This is a genomic window from Deltaproteobacteria bacterium, from assembly GCA_016874755.1.
Lineage (GTDB): Bacteria > Desulfobacterota > Binatia > UBA9968 > UBA9968 > DP-20.
Genome location: VGTH01000053.1, coordinates 1 through 23,243, shown reverse-complemented (window position 1 = coordinate 23,243; position 23,243 = coordinate 1). Strand labels below are relative to the sequence as shown.

At 56.3% G+C, this 23,243-nt stretch carries 21 protein-coding genes and 1 tRNA gene; 8 read left to right on the top strand and 14 right to left on the bottom strand.

The window, feature by feature from the left end; genetic code table 11:
* Window position 1: 1 nt before the first annotated feature.
* From FJ145_23255 to FJ145_23245, 3 genes are read right to left on the bottom strand one after another with little or no spacing between them, the layout of a single operon-like run.
* Window positions 2–1,267, bottom strand: coding sequence for a M20/M25/M40 family metallo-hydrolase (locus tag FJ145_23255; GenBank protein ID MBM4264328.1), 1,266 nt, complete (start codon window positions 1,265–1,267; stop codon window positions 2–4).
* 25 nt (window positions 1,268–1,292) lie between these two features.
* A complete protein-coding gene (locus FJ145_23250; protein MBM4264327.1) occupies window positions 1,293–2,246 on the bottom strand; it encodes a hypothetical protein in 954 nt (317 codons plus the stop codon).
* A gap of 39 nt (window positions 2,247–2,285) precedes the next feature.
* Complete coding sequence (locus tag FJ145_23245) at window positions 2,286–3,731, bottom strand: amidohydrolase family protein (GenBank protein MBM4264326.1); 1,446 nt, start codon at window positions 3,729–3,731, stop codon at window positions 2,286–2,288.
* Window positions 3,732–4,462: 731 nt separating this feature from the next.
* On the opposite strand from FJ145_23245, the gene FJ145_23240 reads away from it, so the two are divergent.
* Together FJ145_23240 and FJ145_23235 are read left to right on the top strand one after the other, a co-directional pair.
* On the top strand, window positions 4,463–4,735 hold the full coding sequence (locus FJ145_23240; protein MBM4264325.1) for a hypothetical protein: 273 nt from the start codon (window positions 4,463–4,465) through the stop codon (window positions 4,733–4,735).
* Complete coding sequence (locus FJ145_23235; GenBank protein ID MBM4264324.1) at window positions 4,735–5,148, top strand: putative toxin-antitoxin system toxin component, PIN family; 414 nt, start codon at window positions 4,735–4,737, stop codon at window positions 5,146–5,148. The genes FJ145_23240 and FJ145_23235 overlap by 1 nt, the downstream gene beginning before the upstream one ends.
* A 243-nt stretch (window positions 5,149–5,391) precedes the next feature.
* Here FJ145_23235 and FJ145_23230 read toward each other — a convergent pair whose 3' ends face one another.
* The 6 genes from FJ145_23230 to prmA all read right to left on the bottom strand — a co-directional run bounded on the left by FJ145_23230 (window position 5,392) and on the right by prmA (window position 10,591).
* Window positions 5,392–6,909, bottom strand: a complete 1,518-nt coding sequence (locus FJ145_23230; GenBank protein ID MBM4264323.1) for a VCBS repeat-containing protein — start codon at window positions 6,907–6,909, stop codon at window positions 5,392–5,394.
* Between the two features lie 93 nt (window positions 6,910–7,002).
* Window positions 7,003–7,075: transfer RNA gene (locus FJ145_23225), tRNA-Phe, on the bottom strand.
* Window positions 7,076–7,213: 138 nt separating this feature from the next.
* Window positions 7,214–8,176: a glutathione synthase gene (gshB, locus tag FJ145_23220; protein ID MBM4264322.1), complete on the bottom strand. Its 963-nt coding sequence runs from the start codon at window positions 8,174–8,176 to the stop codon at window positions 7,214–7,216.
* 26 nt (window positions 8,177–8,202) lie between these two features.
* Window positions 8,203–8,898 (bottom strand): hypothetical protein, encoded by a 696-nt coding sequence (locus tag FJ145_23215; protein MBM4264321.1) that lies wholly within the window; start codon window positions 8,896–8,898, stop codon window positions 8,203–8,205.
* 76 nt (window positions 8,899–8,974) lie between these two features.
* The gene (locus FJ145_23210) at window positions 8,975–9,718 is read right to left on the bottom strand and encodes a 16S rRNA (uracil(1498)-N(3))-methyltransferase (GenBank protein ID MBM4264320.1); all 744 of its coding nucleotides are present in this window, start codon (window positions 9,716–9,718) and stop codon (window positions 8,975–8,977) included.
* Window positions 9,719–9,721: 3 nt separating this feature from the next.
* Entirely contained in the window at window positions 9,722–10,591 is an 870-nt protein-coding gene (prmA, locus tag FJ145_23205) for a 50S ribosomal protein L11 methyltransferase (GenBank protein MBM4264319.1), read from the bottom strand.
* A gap of 106 nt (window positions 10,592–10,697) precedes the next feature.
* On the opposite strand from prmA, the gene FJ145_23200 reads away from it, so the two are divergent.
* Together FJ145_23200 and FJ145_23195 are read left to right on the top strand one after the other, a co-directional pair.
* Window positions 10,698–11,570, top strand: a complete 873-nt coding sequence (locus tag FJ145_23200; protein ID MBM4264318.1) for a fumarylacetoacetate hydrolase family protein — start codon at window positions 10,698–10,700, stop codon at window positions 11,568–11,570.
* A 175-nt stretch (window positions 11,571–11,745) separates the two neighbouring features.
* Complete coding sequence (locus FJ145_23195) at window positions 11,746–13,068, top strand: DUF1015 domain-containing protein (protein ID MBM4264317.1); 1,323 nt, start codon at window positions 11,746–11,748, stop codon at window positions 13,066–13,068.
* Between the two features lie 76 nt (window positions 13,069–13,144).
* Here FJ145_23195 and FJ145_23190 read toward each other — a convergent pair whose 3' ends face one another.
* Window positions 13,145–14,521, bottom strand: coding sequence for an amidohydrolase family protein (locus FJ145_23190; protein ID MBM4264316.1), 1,377 nt, complete (start codon window positions 14,519–14,521; stop codon window positions 13,145–13,147).
* A gap of 182 nt (window positions 14,522–14,703) precedes the next feature.
* On the opposite strand from FJ145_23190, the gene FJ145_23185 reads away from it, so the two are divergent.
* From FJ145_23185 to FJ145_23170, 4 genes are all read left to right on the top strand, one after another.
* The gene (locus tag FJ145_23185; protein MBM4264315.1) at window positions 14,704–15,711 is read left to right on the top strand and encodes an extracellular solute-binding protein; all 1,008 of its coding nucleotides are present in this window, start codon (window positions 14,704–14,706) and stop codon (window positions 15,709–15,711) included.
* 16 nt (window positions 15,712–15,727) lie between these two features.
* Window positions 15,728–17,485: an iron ABC transporter permease gene (locus FJ145_23180; protein ID MBM4264314.1), complete on the top strand. Its 1,758-nt coding sequence runs from the start codon at window positions 15,728–15,730 to the stop codon at window positions 17,483–17,485.
* Window positions 17,486–17,577: 92 nt separating this feature from the next.
* The gene (locus tag FJ145_23175; GenBank protein ID MBM4264313.1) at window positions 17,578–18,570 is read left to right on the top strand and encodes an ABC transporter substrate-binding protein; all 993 of its coding nucleotides are present in this window, start codon (window positions 17,578–17,580) and stop codon (window positions 18,568–18,570) included.
* Window positions 18,571–18,597: 27 nt separating this feature from the next.
* Window positions 18,598–19,143 carry a TIGR03668 family PPOX class F420-dependent oxidoreductase gene (locus tag FJ145_23170; GenBank protein MBM4264312.1) on the top strand — a complete coding sequence of 182 codons (546 nt, stop codon included), beginning with the start codon at window positions 18,598–18,600 and terminating at the stop codon, window positions 19,141–19,143.
* A gap of 12 nt (window positions 19,144–19,155) precedes the next feature.
* Here FJ145_23170 and FJ145_23165 read toward each other — a convergent pair whose 3' ends face one another.
* The 4 genes from FJ145_23165 to FJ145_23150 all read right to left on the bottom strand — a co-directional run bounded on the left by FJ145_23165 (window position 19,156) and on the right by FJ145_23150 (window position 22,840).
* The gene (locus tag FJ145_23165; protein ID MBM4264311.1) at window positions 19,156–19,563 is read right to left on the bottom strand and encodes a hypothetical protein; all 408 of its coding nucleotides are present in this window, start codon (window positions 19,561–19,563) and stop codon (window positions 19,156–19,158) included.
* A 300-nt stretch (window positions 19,564–19,863) separates the two neighbouring features.
* Window positions 19,864–20,256 carry a RidA family protein gene (locus FJ145_23160; GenBank protein ID MBM4264310.1) on the bottom strand — a complete coding sequence of 131 codons (393 nt, stop codon included), beginning with the start codon at window positions 20,254–20,256 and terminating at the stop codon, window positions 19,864–19,866.
* Window positions 20,257–20,972: 716 nt separating this feature from the next.
* Window positions 20,973–21,926, bottom strand: a complete 954-nt coding sequence (locus tag FJ145_23155) for an ABC transporter substrate-binding protein (protein ID MBM4264309.1) — start codon at window positions 21,924–21,926, stop codon at window positions 20,973–20,975.
* An 89-nt stretch (window positions 21,927–22,015) separates the two neighbouring features.
* The gene (locus tag FJ145_23150; protein ID MBM4264308.1) at window positions 22,016–22,840 is read right to left on the bottom strand and encodes a dienelactone hydrolase family protein; all 825 of its coding nucleotides are present in this window, start codon (window positions 22,838–22,840) and stop codon (window positions 22,016–22,018) included.
* Between the last annotated feature and the right edge of the window lie 403 nt (window positions 22,841–23,243).

The following is a 23,243-nucleotide window of genomic DNA, read 5'->3' as shown; positions in this document are numbered from 1 at the left end:
GTCAGCCACAAATCTTAAGCGCCACCAGTGCGTACATCTTTGCGGCGTCGACGATGTCTTGAATCTCGACGAACCGCTCGGCTGCATCCGGTGCGCTTTTGCGCGACATCCCAAAGGTCGCGGCGGGAATACCGACTTCGTTAAATATATTAATGTCGCGCCACATGCTCGTCTCCGGCGTATCCACCGGCGGCGGCTGGCTGCCGCGCACCGCCGCATGGGCGGCACGGATCGCGTCGACCAGCGGCTCGACGTTCTTCCCTTCGTAGCCTTTGCGCGCCATGAAACACTCGACGGTGCCGCCGAGTCCGACGGCGGCGACGACCTGCTTCAACTCCTTCTCCACCTGAGAAAAAGAAATCGGCGGCGGCACGCGCACGTCGACGTAGATGCTGCAGCTGCGCGGCGTCGTGCTCGGCTTATAGGGAGCGCCGGCGCGAATCGCGCCGATGCTCACCTTCGGCACCATTTTCCCGACCGGGTAATCGATTGTATATTTGTGCTCATACTCCACCGCCCATTTTTCGATCGCTTCAATGACCGGTATCATTTTGATCAGCGCGTTAGGATTCTCTTTGACGGCGCCGCGCGGCGGGATGCGCGGGGTGTAGAACCCGCGCCCTTCGAGGGTGATTTTGAAATAGGCCGCACCCGCCTCGATCCACGTCACGCCGAAATCGGTGGTCTCGGCAATTAAGGCGAAATCGCCGTTCACGCCATGCGTCACCGCGTGGCGGCTGCCGAAACCCTTGCCGATAAACCGCGCGCCGCGAAATTCGTCCACCGGTCCCATGCCAATCTCGCCGACGACCATGGTCATGATAATGTCGCCGTTCAGTTTCACGCCGCTTTGCTTGATCGCTTTGGTGGCGATCATGAAAGCTGCCATCGGGCCGCGATCGTTCTGCACCGCCAGGCCGAAGATGCGCCGCTTATTGTAATCGACCCGCGCCGTCGGCCCCGGCGGCGGCGCTTCGTCCAAGCGCATCGGCATGCCCTGCTCGGAATCCATGTGGCTGTTGAAAATCAAATTATGCCCGCCGCCTTGGCCGTTGAGAATCGCGATCGTGTTCGAGCGGCCCTCGCAGATCGGCTGCTGAAACGATCGCTCGAAACCGTTGTCGTTCAGCCAGCGCAGCACAAAGTCCGCCATCGGCTGCTCGTAGCCCGACGGTGCCGTGATGTTGCCCATGGCTACGGCCAGATCGATCAGTTCCTTCTCGTCGATTAGTTCAAGTACTCGCTGCTCTTGCGCGCTCAACGCCATGAAGATTTTCCCCCAGTCCCAATTACTATTTAGGCAACTTATCGACAAACCCTTCCTTGACCAACTCCTGAATCAACGAATTATCGTAGAACTCTTCCGGGTTACGTCCCGCCGCTTTGTCGACCAGCGCGTTCTTGATCGCGGCAACATCGGTCATTGGCACCACCGAAGTATTCTTGACGAAATAGTCGTGCGATTTCGCCATCGCGTCTTTGTCTCTCAAGCGCGCGTATTTCTGCATGACCTTCAGCGTATAGTCCTTGTCGCGCGCGTAAAGATTGAGCCCTTCGATAAAGCCCATCAAATAGCGCTTCGCCAACGCTCGATTGCTGGCCAAAAAAGATTTGCGTGTGACGATGGTGCCGGTCGGATATTTGATACCCAATTCGCCGAGATCGGCCAAAACTTTCAAGCCGAGCGAAGTTGCCGCATAAAGCCCGGGCGGCGCTAACACCGTGGCCGCCACCGCGCCCGACTGGAGCGCGGCGATGCGCTGGCCGTCAGGACCCGATTGCACAAAGGTCATATCCTTAGGCCCCAACCCGAGTTTCTCAAACGTAAAATAGGCAGCGTATTCGTTGATGCCGCCCAACCGCGCCACCGACATGACCTTGCCTTTGAGATCGCTCGCGGCACGAATCTCCGGCCGCACGACAAAACTGTAGGGCATGAAGTTGTAGGACGACGCGATGATCACGAAGTCGGCGCCCTGAACATTGGCCTGAATCGCCGCGGTGCCGGCAGCGTTGGCAAACTGCAGATCGCCGGCCAACATTACTTGAAACGCCGCGGCATCCCCGCTGATCAATACAAGTTCTGAATTGACGCCATGTTTCTTGAAGAAACCCGCTTCCTGGCCAACCCAGATCGGCACGTTGAATCCCGACGTGCCGCCGTAGCTGGTGCGCGCGTTCTGCGCGTGGGCGGGCGCCGACGCGAGCAGCGCCAACAGAACGATCCATTTGCCGTAACGAAACATGGGCGTCTCCTTCTCTTCTTTTGTTTCTAGCGATCGCGACTATACATCAAACGCCTTTCGATAAAGTTGCCGCACGGTCGATTCGCTCTGCGGCGGCTCTTGGTGGACCAGCGCGCGGTAATGGCGCTGCATTCTCCTGCTGATCGGCAGCACCTTGCGCATAACTTCTTCTTCACGCATGGAGAGCAGGCGGCCGTCCTTGACGACAATTTTGCCGTCCACCATCACGGTATCCACCGACTGACCGCTCTCACAGAAAACCAGTTGATTGACAACGTCCGCCGCTGGCGTCAGCCGCAGGTTCGGTCGCAGAATGACGAGATCGGCGCGGTAGCCCTTCGCAATCTTGCCGATTTTGCCGCGCCACGCCGGCACCGCCTGCGCGCCGTTGATCGTTCCCATGCGCAAAGCGTCGAGCGCTGTCACCCATTCATCGGAATTTTCGGTATTCACCCGTGACAGCAGCGCCGCCAGGCGAATCTGTTCGAATATCGTGTAGCTATCGCTGGTATCGCCGCCGTCGGTGCCGAGCGACACGTTAATGCCGCGTTTTTTCATCGCCACCACCGGTGCGATGCCGCTGCCCAGTTTGAGATTGCTCGCCGGATTGTGCACCGCGTTAACCCCCGCCGCGGCCATCGCATCCATCTCTCTCTCGTTGACCCACACACAGTGCGCCGCCGACAGCCGTTGCGAAAACAAGCCGAGCCGCTGCATGCGCTTGCCCAAGCCTTCGGGATAAAGCTGGCGGCCGCCCCAACGCTGCAGCTTGGTTTCAAGTAAGTGGGTGTGAATGCCTAAATCATGCTGCTCCGCCATCTCAACCACTTCCCGCACCAACTCGTCGCTGCAGCTAAACGGCGACGAAGGACCCAACATTAACGACACAGTTGCGGCGGATTGTTTTAGATGCGATAGCATCGGTAGAACTTGTTCTTGCCAGGGAACCTTCGGTTTTTTAGCCTGTGCCCGCGCAGCTCGTTTAGCCGCGACGATCTCGACAAAATCCCGATCGAGCAGCGACGGTGTTAACACACCGCGAATGCCGGTCTGCTCGAACGCCCTAACGATCGCCATCATTTTCGGCTCGGAAAGTCCCGGTCGGGTCGAGAAATGATCGACCACCGCCGTCACTCCGTTCTTCAGCATCTCGGCGCAAGCGAGCGCGGCCGCTGCACCGATCTCCGCCGCCGTGGGATTGGCCAATTCTTCGGTACGCGCGCGATAGCCACGCCAAACTTCCATGCGCAGATTGTCGCGAAAGCTGCGCTGTAATATCTCGGTCAGATGCGAATGGGTATTGATGAGGCCGGGCATGACGATCTTGCCCGTGCAGTCGATGCGCTGGCGGATGGGCAAGCCAGCGATCTTGAGGTCTTTGCCAACGGCGGCAATCACGCCGTTATCGACTAGGATCTGCTGTCTTTCTAAAACCGGCCGCAGTTTGTCTAAGGTCAACAGGCGTGCATTGTGACAGAGTATCATCTAGGCTCGACTCAATGACTACTACGCCGAACCTATTGAAACCATTAGCCGTTGTCCAGTCTTTATTGCTTAGAAAATTCCAATTTGTGATCTAGGTTTCTGGATTGGAATTTTGCGCACCTGATTCGGCGGGTTGATAATCAAATAAATCTGCCGCCGGCGTAGCGCGCGCCGCTCTCGCTATTCCACAGTGAGCGTTGACAACTTGTTGATAAGTTGTCGATAAGTCCCATCCCCAGGTCTGAGAACAGCTCTAGTAAGCCTTCTCAGCGAATTGGCTAAATTGCGGTCATAGTTTTCTCTTGGAAGTCGAGTACTTAACCAACATACGCACCCTCGTAGGAACCCTTACGTACCTTTACGTGCTTAGAGTGCCGTGTAGAACATTAAGAAGCAGCGTTGGATCGCTGCAAACTCAAGAACTCTCCAACGGTTCTCAAAAACCCGTCCGGACAGCTCGCTTTCTACTGCTTTGAAGGCAACCGTAAGCTGATCCAAAGTCTGTTTCCCATAACTTTCACCTCTAGCCCATAAGTCTATCAAGATGAAAGGACTCGTGCCAAACTGGGTTGACTCCTGAATCTCCCTGCGTCACTCGCCGCTCGGCTGCTCAAACGTGCAAAAATCCGATGACCACTAATAGATCTACCTGCAACCGGTGCTGTCTTGCCGCTTGCATGGAACCAACGTAAGATAGGTGTATAAGTGTTTATCTGCATACGAGGTTCCCAATGGAAGATGAATCGGTTCGCTGGAATATCAAAGTCTCGAGGGATACCGACCTCGCGCTGCGCACTTTCTTAGGTGCCCAGGGAATGAAGAAGGGCGACCTCTCCAAGTTTATTGAAGAGGCAGTGCGCTGGCGCGTCTTTCATCGAACGGTCCAGGATATCAGAATGCGCAATGCTGATCTCGACCCGGAGAAATTGCAACGGCTGGTTGACGATGCCGTCGACGAGGTTCGCTCCGAACGACGCGGTCGAAAGAAGTCTGCTAAACCCTGATGCGTGTGGTGCTCGACACCAATATTTTGGTGTCCTCGTTGATTTCTCCTGCCGGTCATCCCGCCACCATATACGATGCTTGGCAAGACGGTAAATTTACGCTGTTGATCTGCACTGAGCATCTCGCCGAGTTACGCGCCACACTGCAAAAACCGCGCATCGCAAAACTCATCAAACCCCATCGAGCAGGCCGCCTTGTAAATCAAGTCAAGGAACTCGCGGAGGAGATTAGTCGATTACCGCGGGTAAAACGCTCGCCCGACCCGAACGATGATTTTCTGCTTGCTTTGTCCGAAGCAGGCAATGCCGACTATCTGGTGACGGGTGACAAAAGTGGCTTGCTCTCATTAGAGCGCCACAAATCTACGCAAATCCTAACCGCAAGAAAATTCGCCGCGTTACTGGCAAATTGACGAGCGCGGACTACTAACTAAGATATCACTTGCCGTTCTCCTTAACACGATGAAAGTTGATGGGGTTTACGTGCAGAGCATGATCTTAGCGACGAAATTTCGCTAAAAGAAGCCGCAGCGAAGCTCGCGGCTCTCGAGCGGGACCATTTGGGAATTGCCAAAGTTTTGCCAAAGTCGAAGGTTTCCCGAGCAGAGTAATTTCACCGCAAGTGAAATCGAATCGCTGAACCTAGTGAAGATACCTCAGTTTAGCGGAAGATCCTGGGACGCACCGCCATGTGCCACGCTAGTAATTCCGTTATCCGACGACCGCTTGATTGACCATGCTCCGGCGCTGGCTCCATCAGGAAAATACACAGCAATATCTGCTTTGCCGTCGCCGTCATAGTCGGCCGGCACAGGTTCGGCAGTCGAGCCGCCATGACCATACACCACATTGGTATTGTTGACCGATTGCACCACCGACCAAGCGCCGACAGGATGATACACCGCCACGTCCGCCCTACCGTCGCCGTCGTAGTCGGCGGGAATCGGGCTCCACGCAGGACCGCCATGACCCAATACAAACGGGACTTTTGGATTGCGGCTATCCGAACTGTACAAGATCGACCAGGCACCGCCGAAATGCACGGCGATGTCCGTCTTGCCGTCGCCGTCGTAATCGGCTGCCACCGCATCCCAGCCCACTCCCCCGTGCGCCACCACGGTGTTCCCGCCATCCGATGACCTCAGGATCGACCACACGCCGCCGTCCAAATAGACCGCGATATCCGCTTTGCCATCCCCGTCGTAATCGCCGGGAACCGGAATGAACGCCGGCCCCCCAAATCCAACTTTCATCACTTGCCGGTCCGAGCTGCGTTTGATCTCCCATTCCCCGTTGGTTCGGTAAATCGCTATGTCAGTTTTGCCGTCGCCGTCGTAATCGGCCGGCACCGGAATATCGCTCGCTGCGCCCAAGCTTTCCACAATGTTCGCCCCACCCCCGGATGGCTTTATTATCCAAGTCCCATCGCGATAGATTCCGATATCGCTCTTGCCGTCGCCGTCGAAATCGAAAAACGGCAGTCTCACGCTATCCGAGGCCGAAGTTCCGTCGCCGAACTCGACCGTCAAAGTAAACTTGACCCCATTACCAAACATTCTTCCTTCATAGTCCGCCGCAAATATCTTAAAATTGCCGCCGTCGCTGACGACAAAGTTCACCGAGTCATCGCCCGCATTGAGCAGCGGGCTATCCAATCCTGCCGCGGCTCCCAAGGTCCATGAATCATCCACTTGTGTGTTCCAGATGCCGCCTGGAATGGCGGTGTTTCTGAGTTCCAACCGGGTCACGCTGCGATTAGCGCTGCCGGGACTCAGGGCCACGGTGAACACGCCGTCGATGGTGCCGTCGGCATCCCGCGCCCTATCTCTCTGCCCCACCTTGTCGCGCAGCTTGCCGTTGTAGGTTAAAGTAATACCCGTGGGTGCTGCGGCCTTATCGATTCTCACCAGCGCGCTTTTCACGGCCTCTGAGTTGCCCACATTATCCACCGAGCGATAGCGCACATAGGTCTGACAGGTTGATCCTGTCGGACAAGAGACTAGAACTGATGTCCCGGTCGTTAACGGTGCACAGGTGTTGGTCGTATCCGTGCAGTACTGCGTAATGGCGACAGCGGAACCACTTCCATCACTCGGCATCAGCGTTACCGTGCTGTCGGAACCGACCCAACCCGCGGGCGCATTGTCGGTTGTGGTCGGCGGCCCGATATCCACCGTTCGGCTAATAGCATGCAGAACCGAGAGCTGAGAGTCTGTCGGACGGCTGAAATCTGTGTAGAATCAATTACTTGGCTGATGGGGAAAATGTGGCCAGGGACGGGATTGAACCGCCGACACGAGGATTTTCAGTCCTCTGCTCTACCGACTGAGCTACCTGGCCAGATGAAGTGAACCTGGAATATTGCTTAAAAGCACTGGGGAGTCAAGCTAACAACGCCAAAGCTCGCTCAAACAGTCCCCACCGTTCCAGTTGGCCAAGCCGCCAGTCCTGCCGAGTCTCAGAAATCGAATTGTGCACTCAACGACCAGCAAGTTTTTCGACCTGCCGCTCGACGAAATCGATTACGTCGGTCTCGATGCGCGCGTTGTTCAGCGCGTCAATTTCCTGGATGCCGGTGGGGCTCGTAACGTTTACCTCGGTTAGAAAGCTGCCGATCACATCCAGTCCGACAAAATACAATCCATCGGCGCGCAACAGCGGCGCCAATGCGGCGCAGATTTCTTTGTCGCGCGCGGTTACTTCAGTTTTCACCACTTGCCCGCCGACGTGGATGTTGCCGCGGGTTTCCGACTCGAGCGGCACGCGCAGGACGGCGCCGATCGGTTCGCCGTTTAACACGATAATCCGTTTGTCGCCTTGGCGTATCTCTGGGAGATAGCGCTGCCCCATGACCAAGCGCCGGCCGTTGTCCGTCGCCGCTTCGAGAATCGAATTGGTATTGCGGTCCTGTTCGTTCAAATAGAAAACCCCGCTGCCACCGCAGCCGTCGAGCGGCTTGACGATCATTTCGCCGCCCAACTCGATCATGAAGGTTTTCAAGCGCTCCATGTCGCTGCTTACCATGGTTTGCGGAATCTGTTCAGGAAAACGCAGCGCGTAAAGCTTTTCGTTGGCTTCGCGCAGGCCTTTGGGATTGTTCATGACAAAGCACTGGTTCTGATCGATCAAGCTCAGCAGATGAGTCGCGAAAAAAAACTTCATGTCAAAGGGCGGGTCCTTGCGCATCCAGACGCTGTCGAAGTCGTGCAAGGGGCTCGTCGCCGGCGTGCCAAGCTGATAGTGCGGCGTGGCGCGCGCCAGGTCGAGGCGGCGAAAACGTCCGTAGGGCGTGCCGGCGCGTACGAATAGATCGTCGACTTCCATGAAGTAGATCTCATGGCCGCGCCGCTGCGCTTCGAGCATCAGCACAAACGTGGTGTCTTTATCGATGTTGATTTTGTCGACGGGGTCCATGACGACCCCGATTCTAAGCACTTTCATAAGCCAGGGTTCCTAGCCGAAACTATCTATTCGCGCATCACCCAGGTTCCGGCCAACATGTCATGCCACGATCGCTTCTCGCTGCTCCACACGATCCACAGCAGTCCCAAGAGGAGCGGCGCGGTCGCGACGGTGCCGATCCAACGCCAGAGCGCCCGTCCATAGCCGATGGTTTCGTGATCCGCACCGACAACGCGCAATTTGAAAATGGCTTTGCCGAGTGTTTGACCGCACAGCGTGTGCAACATGACAAAATAGCCGGTGGCCAAAAGCACCACAGCCCAGCTCAAACCGAGCACCAGCGGCAGCGTATTGTCTAGCCCAGGTCGGCGCCCATGCGCCGCGAGACCCACTTTGTATCCCACGTAGGCCATCCCTGCCATAATCCCGGCCAGCGCCGCAACTGCGATCAGGTCGATGAGGAATGCGCCACAACGACGGAAAAAGCCGCCCCAGCGAATTTCTTCAAGCGCGCGCGCCGGCACTTCGCCGGTCATGCGCGGCGTGGGCACCCAGCCTTCTTCACGGGAGAATTCCCGGTTGTCATCTTCCGGCAGCGCGCCCAACTCGAAATCTTCTTTGCGCTCGGGTCGACTCATCTTGAGCTCTCCATCATCGATCGTTTCAGGCGCACGCTCGGCATGCCCGGGCAGCAAAGTGCCGCAATGTTTGCAGTGAACCAAGTGCGACAAAGTTGGGCTATGACACTTAGGGCATTCCATCGTTAAACGCTATGGGGTGATGCCTGCAATCTAGCGCAACCGCTGCGAAAAAGCTTGCGCCGCAAGAATGTCGGAGTCAACTCAAATCGCCCCAGAGAAACTGAACCAGCGCCAGCACGGTCACTGCCGCCGTCTCAGCGCGCAGAATGCGCGGGCCTAAACCCACGGCTAAAATACCCTGTTGAACCGCTTGATCAACCTCTTTAGCGCTAAAACCGCCTTCAGCTCCGACGACGACGGTCATGGCACTGACTTGCTTTTGCTCGGCGTGGACACGATCGAGCGTCCGAGCATTTTCCTTCTCCCAAAACAACAACCGCAACTCTCCTTGCACTGGCGCGCCACTCAGCAGAACGGCATACGGTGTGAGCGGTTCAATGTTCGGCACTCGCGTGCGCCCACACTGTTTGGCGGCGCTCAAGGCGATTTTGCGCCAGCGCTCGGTGCGCTGGGCAATCTTTCGCGCGTCGAGCTTGGGCACGGTAAATTCCGACGTGAACGGGACAATGGTGTGCACGCCCAACTCGGTCGCCTTCTCAACGACGAAGTCCATTTTGTCACCCTTGGTCAAGCCGAGGGCAAGCGTGATCGGCAGCGGCGATTCGCGCGCTGCGCGATAGGAATCTTGAATCTCGATCTCACCCAGTTCGGACGTCAGCACTCGAACCACCGCGCGATGTTCCCAACCTTCATCGTCAAAGACGGTAATGCTATCGCCCGGGCGCAGCCGCGAAACTTTCGACAGATGATCAAGCTCCGCGCCGGAAATGATTCCACGGCGCCCGTCGATGTTTGCTCGTAGCAAGAAGAACCGCGGCATAAATCACTGGCGGCGCAGCAATAGCGATGTCCATTGCCCCTCGCGTTTGCGTTCGAGCAAAACCGCGCCTGCGGCGGCCATGACATCGATCACCCGTTGGGCTCGGGCATTGAGAATGCCCGACAGGATCACGTAACCTCTCGGCGCAACTTTTTTTGCCAGCGCCGCGCTGAGCTCGACAATCGTTTCGGCGGTGATGTTAGCGACCACGAGAGGAAACACGCGGCGAATCTTGGCCAGATCGCTTCCCGACAGGCGAACTTTTTTCGCCGCTCCGTTGATCTGCAGATTTTCCTGCGCGACTTGGATCGCGATCGGATCGTTGTCGACCGCCCACACTCGCGCCGCGCCAAGTTTAACCAATGCAATCGACAATATCCCCGACCCGGTGCCCACATCGAGGGCAGTCCACGGATTTTTTTTAAATCGCCGCGCCACTCGTTCGATCAACTCTAAACAGCCGCGCGTCGTCGCATGGCTGCCGGTGCCAAAGGCCATGCCCGGCTCAATAGTGATTACGTGCCGCCCGCGCATCTTCGGCACCGGTATCCACGGCGGCGTAAGCCAAAATTTTCCCCCGACTCTTTGAGGTTTGATGAACTTGCGCCAGCGCTTGTTCCAATCCTCGCCGCGGATGACACGCCAGGCGATTCGTGGCTTGGTCCGGTTCGGATAGTAGCGCTCGATCGCCGTCAGAAATTTCTGCACATCACGGCGCATCACCGCGATATCGAAAGGCTCGGCAAAATAACCGCGCACTTCTTGTTTTCTGAGCGCCACGCCGGGCGAGCCGCGCTCGATTAAGAAATTCGCGATCGCATCGAAGCTTTCCGGCGCCGCGATCACGGCGAGCTGTAGCCAAGTCTGAGACACGCTGTTTTATGACATAGGCCCCGGGAACGATCAATTGAGCAACCATCGTCTTGTGAAAAGCGCCGCTACCAGATATTGAAAATGGGTTAGATAAAGGGAGCTGCGGATGAAACTTGCGACGACCAAATCCCATGGCCTGGCCATCGTGCAAAACGACACGCTGATTCCGATCCAAGGCATCCTGCCGAGCGGCGCGTCGATGATCGATTTGATCGAACAGTACGATCAAATAAAAGGTAAGCTCGCGGAGCTGGCCGCCAAAGGGGGCGGTGTCAAACTCGACGCGAAAGAGCTCAAGCCGCCAGTGGAACGGCCATCGAAAATCTATGCCGCCGCCGGCAATTACAAGCGCGGCACCGGCGGCCTCGATGCTGGAGTTGGCCGCGGCAGCGCGTCCACCGTCTCGCCGGATGAGTTGCTGGAAAACATTTTCTTAAAACCCCCCTCGGCGATCGCCGGACCAGAAGACAACATCATCATTCCCAAAAGCGCCGACTCGATTTTTCCTGAGCTCGAACTCTGTGTCGTCATTGGCAAAAAAACTCGCCACCTGGACAAGTCGCAAGCGATGACCGCGGTTTTTGGCTATACCATTATGCAAGATGTCACCGCGCGCGGCTTCGGCAAGAGCAAGAACCTGGGCGGCACCCGCAGCGTGCGCAAAGGCTTTGAAACCTTTGCCCCCATCGGCCCATGGATCACCACGGCGGATGAAATCCGCGACCCGCATAATCTCTCGATGAAGCTGTGGATCAACGGCGAGCTCGCCCAGTCGGCCAAGACCGATGCGATGATCAACGATATTCCCACGCAGATCAGCTTTCTCTCCTCGGTGACAACGCTCTACCCCGGTGACCTCCTCACCACCGGCAATCCCGATTCGCCGGAGTTCCAAGCCAAACTCAAGCCTGGCGACGTTCTGAGATCGGAAATCGAAGGCATCGGCGCCATGAACCAAGGCGTCGCGAAAGAAGCGTGATCTCAGAATGACTCACCACGAAGGCACGAAGGACACGAAGTTCGGAAAAAGCAATTTACGGATCAGGTCCGAAACGTTTTCAATTTTCCACTATCCATTTTTATTTTCTGATCCTGTAATCTTTTTGTTTTAGTGGTAGCACTTCGGATTCCGGTACCCAAGGACGACTAAAAACATGGTACGAATCGCGCCGTTTCGCGGAGTCTTCTATAATCAAAAAAAGTTTAAGGACTTGGCTAAAGTCATCGCTCCGCCCTATGACGTCATCTCGAAAGAAGAGCAAGAAAAGCTTTACAAGAAATCGCCGCACAACTTTGTCAGGCTCGACTTGAGTTCCGAGCCCGATTCCTACACCAGCGTCGCTCGACTGCTCAACGAATGGCTGACCACCGGAGTGCTCGAACGTGACGCCGAGCCGGCGATTTACTTTCTAAGCCATCGCTTCACTCTAAAAGATGGCGCTAAAAAACTGCGCCAGGGCTTTTTCGCGCTCACCGAGCTACAAGACTTTCCCACCGGCAATATTCGGCCCCATGAAAAAACCCATGACGCGCCTAAAGAAGATCGACTGAAGCTCATGCTCGCCTGCAACGCGCAGCTCAGCCCGATCTTCGCGCTCTACGCCGAGCCCAAGCAGATCATCAACCGAATGCTCAGCGTCGTCGTCGAAGGCACCACGCCGTTCGCCGAAGTGGAAGTGGACAACGGCGACGAGTGCAAGCTCTGGCGCATCACCGATGCCAATGTGATTCAAAAAGTTCAGAAAGCTATGGAAGAGCAGACCTTGCTCATCGCCGACGGCCATCACCGCTATGATGCGACGATGAACTATCGCAAACAGCTACGCGGCGAGCGCGGCGACGGCACGGGCCATGAGGCCTACAACTACATCATGGCCTACTTCGCCAACATGAACGATGACAACGTGGTGATCCTGCCGACCCACCGGCTTGTGCGCGGCTACGCGCCGCAGCCGTTTTTGCAGCTCGAAGAAAAGCTGCAGAGCCATTTTTACGTCGAACAGCACCCGAAAACTCCGGATGGCAAAAGCTCGTTTCTCAAGGCGCTTAAGACGGCCGCAAAAAAACACAAGGTCATCGGCGTCAGCTTCAAGCGCGATCCGCGCTACGTGATACTGCGGCTGAAAAACAAGCGGGTCATGCAAAAATTAGCAAAGGATTTGTGTCCGGCACTGCAGGAGCTCGATGTCAGCATCCTGCACTTGTTGGTGCTAGAAACAATTCTCGGCATGAAGCGCCAGCAACAAGAGAGCGGCGACACCATCAAGTACACTCAGGACGAAGAGCTCGCGCTGCAAACCCTGGAGAAAGAAGACTTTCAAGCCGCGTTTATTCTAAACGCGACCAAGGCGGAAGAGATCCAAAGCATCGCCAACGCCGGCGCAACCATGCCGCAGAAGTCGACCTATTTTTATCCTAAGCTGTTGTCGGGACTGATCGTCAACAAGATCGAATTGGACGAGCAGATTTCTGCGTAGCCGCGACGAGCAAAAAAAGGCGGAGGTTCTTTCGAACTCTCCGCCTTTTTGAACAGCCGGTTTTCTTGGGATTCTTTTACTTCGCCATCGGCTTGCACAACTGCCCGTCACCCGGTTTACCGACGATCTTGCCGTCGTCCATCACGGTCTTGCCGCGCAGGATGGTGCGGATCGGCACGCCCTTCACTTTGCGATTGTTGTAAGGCGTCCAGCCGACCTTCGTGTAGGTCGTCTCGTTCTTGATCACCTCTTCTTTATTCATATCGACAATCACCATGTCGGCGTCGGAGCCCGGTTGGATCACGCCTTTCTTAGGGTAGACGTTGAAGAGCTTCGCTGGGTTATAAGAGGAAATTCTAACCAACCGATCGAGCGTCAATTTGCCCTGGTTCACGGCGTCTAGGAACAAGCGCAGATAATCTTGGATCTGCGGCTCGCCCCCGGGGCAGCTCCACATGTCTTTCCAGCCACGCTCTTTCTCTTCAATCGTGTGCGGCGCGTGGTCGGTGCCGATGATGTCGACCGTGCCGTCGTTGATGCCTTTCCAAAGCGCGTTGACGTGATCGGGCGGCACCCAGAAGCCGAGACAATAGGGCCCCATCTTCTCGACGTTTTCCCACGTGCCCAAGAACATCGCCCAGGGATTGACCTCGCAGCTCACCGGCCGTCCTTCGTCTTTGGCACGCCGCAGCATGTCCAAACCTTCCGGTGTGCTCATGTGCAGAATGTGCAATTGCGCGCCCAGCGCTTTTTGCATGCGAAACAGCGTCGCCATGGCCGTGTCCCAAATGATGCCGTCGTAATCGCGATACGCTTTGGCGTAGGCCTGCGGGCTGCGGTCTTCTTTCTTCCAGTAGCGCCCTTCGATCTCGTCCATCAGATCCTGATCGTGCGGATGAACCATCAGCGGCAAACCGGTCTGGCCGACCGCTTCGAAGCATTTGAACAGCTCGCCGTTGTTGTTGATCCCAATGCCGGGCATGTGCGGATAGTCACGGCCGGTGTCTTTGACCATGAAGATTTTGAATGCCAACGGCCCTTCTTTGGCCATCGCTGCGACATTCTCCGGTACCGTGCCGGAGGGATTGTGATTGAAATCGACAATCGCGTTCTTACTGTGGTGCTCCACCAACTTACGGTAGATCTCAACGTTCGTGGTTGGCGGGTTCACGTTGGGCATGCCGATAGACAAGGTCACACCGCCCGCCGCCGCGGCCATGGTCGCCGTCGTGATATCTTCTTTATAGGTAAAACCCGGATCGCGATGATGCGTGTGCGTATCGATCAAACCAGGAATGACTTTCTTGCCTTTGGCATCGATCACCGTCGTCGCCGCATCCGGCAGCACCGGCGGCTTTCCCAGCGCTATCACCTTGCCGCCATTGACCGCGACATCGGCCTCGACAAAGCCGCCCGGGGTCCAGACCTCGCCGTTTTTTACCAGCAAATCCAAATTAGCCATCGATCGAATTTTCTCCCTTTCGTTGTGTGGAAAACCTTTTATATGATCGGCAATTAGCGGAGTCAATGCGGCCGGCGACCGGACTGGCTTCGAGGGCGAAATCGGCTTGACTCACTAGGTAAAATTTGAAACTATCGTCTCCGCTCAGGCGGCGACTTTACCAAGGAGAAGCCATGCTTAAACTCACCCAATGGGTTGTTTTGACGCTCAGCTTTGCGCTCGCCGGCAGCACTTCCCTCGGGCAAACGCCGCAGTTGATCGAAGCGGCGAAAAAGGACGGCAAAGTCATCATCTATGGCTCCCTAGAAGGCGACACCGTTGACGCCATCATCCAAAGCTTCAAGAAAAAGACCGGTATCGAGGCCGAGTACTGGCGCGCTTCCGCGACCAAAGTGATGGACCGCGCCATGAGCGAGTTTCGCGCCGGCAAGCCGATCGCCGACGCCATCATAGCCGCCGATAACGTCATGCGCCTGATGCAAAAAGAGGGCTATTTTCAAAAATACGATTCGCCCACCAACGCTGACTACCCCAAAGAAGTCATCGACCCGAATCTCGGCCCGCGTTATCGCAACGTTGTCGTCGGTATCGTCTATAACAAAAACGGCTTGAAAGCCTCGGAGTATCCCAAGTCCCTCGATGATCTGGGCAAGCCGATGTACAAGGGCAAGATCGTCATGCCCGACCCGACCCAACACACCACGACCACCCAATGGCTGGCGAGCTTGTACAAAATCATGGGCAAGGAAAAATCGGAAAAGTTTATGCGTGACCTCGCGGCCAACAAGCCGATTTGGGTCGAGTCGCTGCTGCCTTCCGCCGAGCGAGTAGCCAGCGGTGAAACACCGGTCGCCATCACCTATGTAAAGTACGCCTATATTCACGGCAAAAAGGGCGCCCCTGTCGACTACGTTCGAGAACCCAAACTGATCGGCGACGCGAGCTACATCGCGCTCGCAGCCAAGGCGCCGCGGGTCAACGCCGGCAAAGCATTCGTCGACTATTTTCTCGACGACGAAAGCATGAACACGATGGCGAAGCTGGGCGAGTTCGTGAACCGCAAAGGGGTGCTGCCGCCGCTGCCTGGCGCCGACAAGATCGGCTTTGTCGAGATGGATGATCTGAGCACCAAAGACTTCGCCGACAAGAAAAAAGAATACACGCAGATATTCCTGCGTTAGTTAAGGGAGCCTGATCGTGTCCATCAACGAAGCCACGCTGCCGGCCGAACGCGTCAACACCTCGGCATGGCGCCGCTCACGCCTCGGCGCCTTCCTGAGCCAACCGGTGAGTTGGGTCTTTGTCATCGTCAGCAGCATCATCGCTTTCCTGAGCCTCTACCCGACCTTTTTTCTCTTCTACGGCAGCTTGACCGACGCTCCGCTCGGTGTGCCGGGGAATTTCACGCTGCAAAATTATGTGCGCGCCTACAGCGACCCGGAAGCCTACTCGCTGATGTTGAACTCGTTCATCTTTGGCATCGGCAGCGCCGGCTTGTCGGTGATCTTTGCGCTGGCGCTGGCGTGGATCACCATCCGCACCGACGCACCGTTTCGCCGCTTGTTCGAGCTGACGGCGATTATTCCCAACATTCTCCCGCCTATGCTCGTGTCGATTTCCTGGGTCATGCTCTGCAACCCGAGCAACGGCCTGATCAACGGCGTTTTCGTCAAACTCTTCGGCATGGAAAAAGGGCCGTTCAATATTTATTCGATGACCGGCTTGATCTACGTCGAAGCGCTGATCCTGACTCCGCTGGCTTTCTTGATCATCGCCGCGGCCATGAAGAGCATGGACCCCTCGCTGGAAGAATCGGCGAAAACCCTCGGGTCCAATGAGTTCGGCGTCATGCGCCGCATAACGTTTCCGCTCCTGCGCCCGGCGATTCTCGCTGCCGCGACGCTGAACTTCGTTCGCGCCGTCGAAAGCTTCGACACGCCGGCGATCATCGCCCTGCCGGCGCGCATCGAAGTGTTCACGACCAAGATCTGGCGCGAAGCCTTAGGGTCGTTTCCGACCAATCACAATCTCGCCGCCACCTACGGTGTCGGCATTCTTTTCATCGCGCTGATTTTCGTTTATCTCTATCGCCGCTTCACGTCGCAGGTCGAAAGTTTTTCCACGGTAACCGGCAAGGGCTTCCGGCCGCATCAGATCGAGCTCGGACCGTGGCGCTACGCCGCCGCCGGCGTCGCTTCGCTGTTGTTGATACTGCTCGTGGTCCTGCCGATTCTCGTCTTGGCACTGGTCGCCATTCTCCCTTACTATCACGTGCCGACCTGGCAGACCTGGCAGAACCTGACGATGTCGCATTTTGAATATGTCTGGGCCACACCGCGGGTGCACAAAGCTTTCTTGAACAGCTTACTGCTGGCCTTCATCAGCGCCACGGCCTGCATGATTCTCGCTTCCTTGGCTTCGTATATCACAGTACGAACCAAACTCGCCGGGCGCGGCATCATCGAAGGTTTAGTATTCATTCCCTGGGCGTTTCCCGGCACAGCCATGGCGCTCGGACTGTTGTGGGCTTACGTCGATTTTCCGATTCCGGTTTACGCGACGATCTGGATCATTCTCATTGCCTACATTACCCGGTTTCTTCCCTATGGGCTGCGCGCCGTCACCAGCACGATCATTCAAGTCCACAAAGAACTGGAAGAAGCGTCGATCGTCTGCGGCGCCGGTTTCATGGCGACCTTCCGGCGCATTTTGATTCCGATGATGCGGCCCGGCGTCATGGCGGGCTGGATCATTCTAATGACGATCTTCTTGCGCGAATTCAGCGCCACGCTTTTTCTTTACAGCCCTGGCTCAGAACCCCTCGGGCCGCTGCTCTATTTTCTCTATCTCGATGGCATGCGCGGCCGCGTCGCCGCAATCGGCTTGGTGATTTCGGTCATCTCCGTGGTCCTGATCGCCATCGCACAGCGCTACTCGAGATGGGATACGAAGTAATTGAAAATGGATAATTGAGAATTTCGGGTCACATCAATCACCCGTTTCCTATCCTTCACTCTCAGAACAATAACTAACAAGGAGAAGTTTACGTGGAGAAATTATTTTTAACCGTCGGCTGCGGCGCTTACGATCGCACGTTCGCGCTGCGCACCGGCGAGGTTCAAGCCGAAGGCATTCGCATCAACTATGTGCCGCTCGAAGCCGAAGAGATTTTCTGGCGCATGGGCCATCATCAAGAATTCGATGTTTCCGAAATGTCGTTGTCCAATCATGTGACCATGATCAGCCGCGGCAACTCGCCGTTCGTCGCGATACCGGTGTTTCCGTCGCGCTACTTCCGCCATTCTTGCGTGTTCATCAACACCGACTCCGGCATCAAGACCGCCGCCGACTTTAAAGGCAAGAAAGTCGGTGCGCCGGAATATTCGATTACCGCCGCGGTGTGGGTTCGCGGCTTCTTGAACGACGACTACGGTGTCAAAGCATCCGACATGCATTGGTTCACCGGCGGCCAGGAAGAAGCCGGCCGCAAGGAGCGCGTCAAGCTTACTCTGCCGCCGGAGATCAAGCTCGACCCGATCGCCGATGGCAAGACGTTGAACGGCATGTTGGAGAGCGGCGAAATCGACGTGCTGATCTCCGCCCGCGCGCCGTCGTCGTTCATGAAGGGGAACCCGAAGATCAAACGTTTGTTCCCCAACTACAAAGACGTAGAAATCGACTACTACAAGCGCACCAAGATCTTTCCGATCATGCATGTGCTGGTGATCAAGCGCGAAGTTTACGAAAAAAATCCCTGGATCGCCCGCAGTCTCTACAAAGCTTTCTGCGAAGCCAAAGACGTCGCGATCAAGAACATGCACATCTCGAACACCATGGCCTGCACCCTGCCCTGGCTGCCGTGGGAGCGAGAGCAACTACGTGAAATCTTTGGCCCCGACTGGTGGCCCTACGGCGTCGAAGCCAATCGCCACGTGCTGGAACACTTGATCCGCTACATGGGTGAACAGGGCCTGCTTGCGCGCAAGCCGACAGTGGAAGAAATCTTTGCGCCCAACGTGGTGGGCGAGTTTAAAATCTGAATAAGCACGAGGCGTGAGGCAACAGGGGTGAGTAAGAATCCGAACTCAACTCTCGCGCCTCCTGTCTCACGCCTTTTCCGATCCACTGCGCAACTCACGCCTCAAGCCTCGAAACTAATTTATTCCGCTTGCACCGCCCACCTCGCCACCGCCGACAAATCTGGCGTGCCCCACGTTATCCCTATTTGTTTCGTCTTCGACGGCAAGAGTTTCTGCTCCCCCATCGACGAAAAACCCAAGCGCACCACCCAGCTCAAACGATTGAAGAACATTGCGGAAAATCCCACCGTGGCTCTGGTCATCGACCGCTATGACGAGGACTGGTGCAAGCTGGCCTACGTTCTAGTGCACGGCAAAGCGCGGGTCCTGCGCAGCGGCGAACGACATCGTGCCGCGGTCAAGCTGCTGCGGGCCAAGTACCGTCAATACCGCACGATGGCGATCGATGAACGGCCGATGATTGTGATTGCGCCGAAACAGCTGGTTTGCTGGAGTGCTGAGCCACAAAGGTTTTGGGCCTTCATGAAAAGGACTCGCCGGTCTTTGAAACCCGGCAGTATTGAAAGGTCCTGAGAGGCGCGCGATTCAGCCCGCGTACATCGCCTTGCCCTCTTTCAACGCCAACCAGCCGCGCGCGATGCGGTAAATCGCCCAGATGCCGGCCGCGAAGAAAATTCCCAGCGCCACGGGAATGCCGATCAGCGTGATAAAGAAAATGCCGCCCACCACACACCACACCAATACTGCCCAAAACGTGCGAATTTGCCAGCGAAAGTGAGATTCCAGATAGGTCTCTCGGGCATCGCCTCTTTTAATGTAACTGACGATCACGGCGAGGATCGACGGCACGCCAAAAACAAATGCCCCGACAATCGTCGCAGCCGTCATCACGCCGATTAGCAAGCTCAACGCGTGCAAGCCGTAGACGATATGTGTGACGCTAACCAGGTTCGGCGGCGGCACAATCGCGGGAATTTCGATAGTGGTTGCCATAATCCTGTCTACATAAGATCGCGGCCCATTGCTATGGCCACACTAGTGTAGCGTGTTCATTGTTGAGATGCGCTCGTTTGTTATTGACCACGAAGATCGCGAAGGAACACGAAGTTCGGAAAAACGTTTACTTCATCTCTTAGCTTCGCGATCTTCGTGGCCTTCGTGGTGAAAATTTCCTCTCCGAGTTTTGCGTCTTTTGCGCTTTTTGCGGTCAAATCTCTTATCCGATTCGGTTGCGGCTGCCGCGCTGGGCTCTGCGTCGTGACATTCCCATTCCCCCTGCGGTCTCAAGCCGATTTACGCTATCACCGCAATCGCATTGATCTCCAGCAACAACTCCGGCCGCGCCAACGCCACCACTTGCACCATGGTGCTGGTCGGAAAGTTGTCGCCAAGCACTTCCCGCCGCGTCTCGTTGATGTCGCGGTGGTAACGCACATCGGTGGAAAAGACGTTCAGTGCGACGACATCCTTCATCGTGCCGCCGGCAGCTTCCACCGCCCGCCGGACCTTGCCCAATATGAAGCGAGTTTGCTCCCGAGGGTCGCCAACACCGACAACTTTGCCGTCATGATCGGACGCCGTCTGGCCGGCGATAAAAACCATTCGCCCAGGCTGGGCGATATTGACGAGATTGTAACTTCCTCTCGGTACCGGCAGTCCCTCAGGATTGAGCGTCGTCTTGGCCATAGCTTGATTCCCCTCCTTGAAGTGACAATTTGCTGCAGAGTTCCCCGTGTAAACATCGAACACGCTTTGTTACCACCGATTCGAGCATGGGGTCAACAAAGTTCCCAACCTCGGAACTTCCCGCGAAAAATCAGCAGGGCATCTCCCGTTTGACGCCGGAATAACGCGGCATGCGACTTGCTCCACAGAGTTAACGTGGTGCACCGCGATTAAACAAAGGAGAGAGACTGAGAAAGTTATCGGAACTTCAAACGTACAATCGGGAACAGGTTTGAAAAGGAGGCATTGCCATGCGTCAGCGAAAAACCGCGATACTAATGTTGAGTTTGCTACTGGCGACGGGTTGCCGCACTCACAGTGGATCTACATCGGCCGAGCCCAACGATTTTGAGTCTACCTGGTATGGATATCTTAACCCCGGCCAAGAACCGACCGTCGACGACGTCGAAAACTTTCACAAAAAGCTATGGGAGCTATCCAATTCTGACAGCCGAACAGTCGCGCCACATGAACATTCGATGATGCGTACAGTGTCAAAGTCGTGGCCGGGTGTGATTCGAAAGATCGTTTCGAATCCAATGGGTAGTTCACGAGGCTGTTTAAACCAGCCACATGTCTCAACAAGGAACACGTCCTCGTTGAGACATGTGGTTCGTGCTGGCCAGAGCGTGGCATCCGCACGCCATTGCATGGCCCACCGCCGCTTGGCTCAGACGCTATTTAATCTCCTTAACCAAACTCCAATCCACCAATTGGCTGAGCGGAATGTCTTTGGTCATCTTCAAGCGCTCTTTGGTGAGCTGCACGTCGAGCTGGACTCCTCGGTCGGAGATCATGCCGTCGTCGGAAAAAGAGTTTAGAGACGTGTCGTAGGCTTTGGCGGCCTGTGTTGGAGTGATCTTTAAATAGTCGGCGAGCATTTGCACTGTTTCATTGCGGTTTTGTTTGAAGTAGCGCGTGCCGCGGACGGTGGCGCGCACCATGCGGCGGACCTGGTCGCGCTGGTTTTTTAGCTTTTCGTCGGTGACAGCCATGCCGGAGAGCGGCAGCTCGATCAAATCGCCCAGATAAACCATGCGGCGGAAGCCTTCATCTTCGGCTTTGACGGCGAAGGCGACGTCGATCGGCGTGGCGTCGATGGCACCCGAACGCAGCGCGGCTAGACGCGTGGGGCTTTCGCCCGTGACGATAATTTTCACATCTTTTTCCGGTTCCATGCCGAAGTGGCGCACAGCGACGCGGGACAAGTAATCGACGGTGCCGGCGACGGAGTCGACGCCGATGACTCGATTGCGCAGGTCTTGGGGCGTGTTAACGCCGGGGCGGGCAATCAATACATGCAACGGCCGGCCGGCGATGCCGACGACATTTTTGATTGGCACACCGGTGACGGCAGCGCGCAGCGCGGACCCCCAGGCGAGCAGGTAGTCGACGTCGCCGGAAATCAGCGCTTTGACGCCTAACGCTGGTTGCATCTGCACTTTGTCGACGTCGATGCCTTCGGCTTTGTAAAAGCCCTTTCTCATGGCGACGACTACTGGGAATTCAAACAGGCCCCGGCTCGGCGTCGCAATGGAGACGCGTTCGGCGTGCGCGGACTGCGCGCCCGGAATAAGGCTAACGAGACACAGGGTAAATGTAATTTTCGCTAAAAACTTTCTGAATTTCATTTTCCGTAGAGTCTCCTCGGAGTCCTTCGACAAGCTCAAGACGAACGGATCAAGACACACGATATTCGTCTATGGCTCCGTTCTGAGTTCTACTCCATGCGCACGTTCTTTTTGAAATCGTACGTGGTCGAATAGTCGCTCTCGTAAGTGCAGAAAATCCGGTTCTTGTCCCAACCGCCGGCGAAGCATTTTTTCAAAAATGCCATCATCAACTTCCAGGCATCGTTTGCCGCTTCTTTGCGATAACGGCCCGGCATGGTGTCATTCAGCCAGCCGTGCGGGGCATCGCGGTAAATGCGAATGTGGCAGCTCTTTTTGTATTTCTCGAAGCAGTTGCGGAAGCGGGCTACGTCGTCGACGGGAATAATGTGGTCGGCCTCGCCGAACACACCGAGCACTGGGCAGTTTACCTGCGAGACCAGTTCTTCGATTGGCGTCGGCCGCAGCTCGCTGCCTTGCCACTCTCTGCCACCGATGGCGCCGTAGAGAACCACCGCGCCGGCGATGTCGCCGCGCTTCGCTGCCAACAAGACGGGCTGGCGGCCGCTTTGGCAGACACCGATAATACCGATCTTCGAAGCGTCCGCTTCTTTCAGTTTTTTCAAATATTCCACAGCAGCATTCAGGTCCGACAACGCGCCGTCATCGGTGAGATCCACCCGCTGCTCGCCTTTGAGCACCAGCTTTCGATCACCCGTAAAGCGATGAAACAAATCCGGCGCGAGCCCGACGAAACCCGCTTGCGCCAACTTCGCCGTCAGGTCTTTTGTGTGCTGATCGATGCCGTAGCGCTCGTGCAGAATGATCACCGCCGGCCGCTTGCCCTTGGCTTTGGGCAGCGCCCGCACCGCGCTGATGCCGCCGCCGTATTTGATCATGGTTGGAACGATGCCGCCCGATTTCTTTGCCGCCATTAGTTCATCTCCAGTGAATTTATTGGCACTAAGCTTATCCCTCGGTTGGCGAAAGTGTCAAGGCGGGCAGAAATCGTGAAACGCGGAAAACGGCAAGCGGAACTAGGAAGGCGTGAGGCACGAGGCTTGAGGCGCGAGTCAGAATTGTAGGTTGGGTTAGCGCAGCGTAACCCAACGCCCTAGCCCGAATTATTCATGCGACGGGGAAAACCCATGACACTGTGTCGATCGAAGTGGAACTCTGGAGGAGCGCAGGCATCAGCGCAAATCGTTCGGTTTAATTCGCCGATGCTGGGCATTTCTTCGACCTTTCCACTGCGATTCGCAGAGCAGGGCGACCGCCGGTCGCCCCTACGAGGCGGCGTCGAAGCGGATATCTGTTGCCTTCGCTCCGGAAGAGTTT

Coding starts and splice junctions, on each gene's coding strand:
- FJ145_23255 (MBM4264328.1), bottom strand. CDS start 1,267: ATGGCGTTGAGCGCGCAAGAGCAGCGAGTACTTGAACTAATCGACGAG.
- FJ145_23250 (MBM4264327.1), bottom strand. CDS start 2,246: ATGTTTCGTTACGGCAAATGGATCGTTCTGTTGGCGCTGCTCGCGTCG.
- FJ145_23245 (MBM4264326.1), bottom strand. CDS start 3,731: ATGATACTCTGTCACAATGCACGCCTGTTGACCTTAGACAAACTGCGG.
- FJ145_23240 (MBM4264325.1), top strand. CDS start 4,463: ATGGAAGATGAATCGGTTCGCTGGAATATCAAAGTCTCGAGGGATACC.
- FJ145_23235 (MBM4264324.1), top strand. CDS start 4,735: ATGCGTGTGGTGCTCGACACCAATATTTTGGTGTCCTCGTTGATTTCT.
- gshB (MBM4264322.1), bottom strand. CDS start 8,176: ATGAAAGTGCTTAGAATCGGGGTCGTCATGGACCCCGTCGACAAAATC.
- FJ145_23215 (MBM4264321.1), bottom strand. CDS start 8,898: ATGGAATGCCCTAAGTGTCATAGCCCAACTTTGTCGCACTTGGTTCAC.
- FJ145_23210 (MBM4264320.1), bottom strand. CDS start 9,718: ATGCCGCGGTTCTTCTTGCTACGAGCAAACATCGACGGGCGCCGTGGA.
- FJ145_23200 (MBM4264318.1), top strand. CDS start 10,698: ATGAAACTTGCGACGACCAAATCCCATGGCCTGGCCATCGTGCAAAAC.
- FJ145_23195 (MBM4264317.1), top strand. CDS start 11,746: ATGGTACGAATCGCGCCGTTTCGCGGAGTCTTCTATAATCAAAAAAAG.
- FJ145_23185 (MBM4264315.1), top strand. CDS start 14,704: ATGCTTAAACTCACCCAATGGGTTGTTTTGACGCTCAGCTTTGCGCTC.
- FJ145_23165 (MBM4264311.1), bottom strand. CDS start 19,563: ATGGCAACCACTATCGAAATTCCCGCGATTGTGCCGCCGCCGAACCTG.
- FJ145_23160 (MBM4264310.1), bottom strand. CDS start 20,256: ATGGCCAAGACGACGCTCAATCCTGAGGGACTGCCGGTACCGAGAGGA.
- FJ145_23155 (MBM4264309.1), bottom strand. CDS start 21,926: ATGAAATTCAGAAAGTTTTTAGCGAAAATTACATTTACCCTGTGTCTC.
- FJ145_23150 (MBM4264308.1), bottom strand. CDS start 22,840: ATGGCGGCAAAGAAATCGGGCGGCATCGTTCCAACCATGATCAAATAC.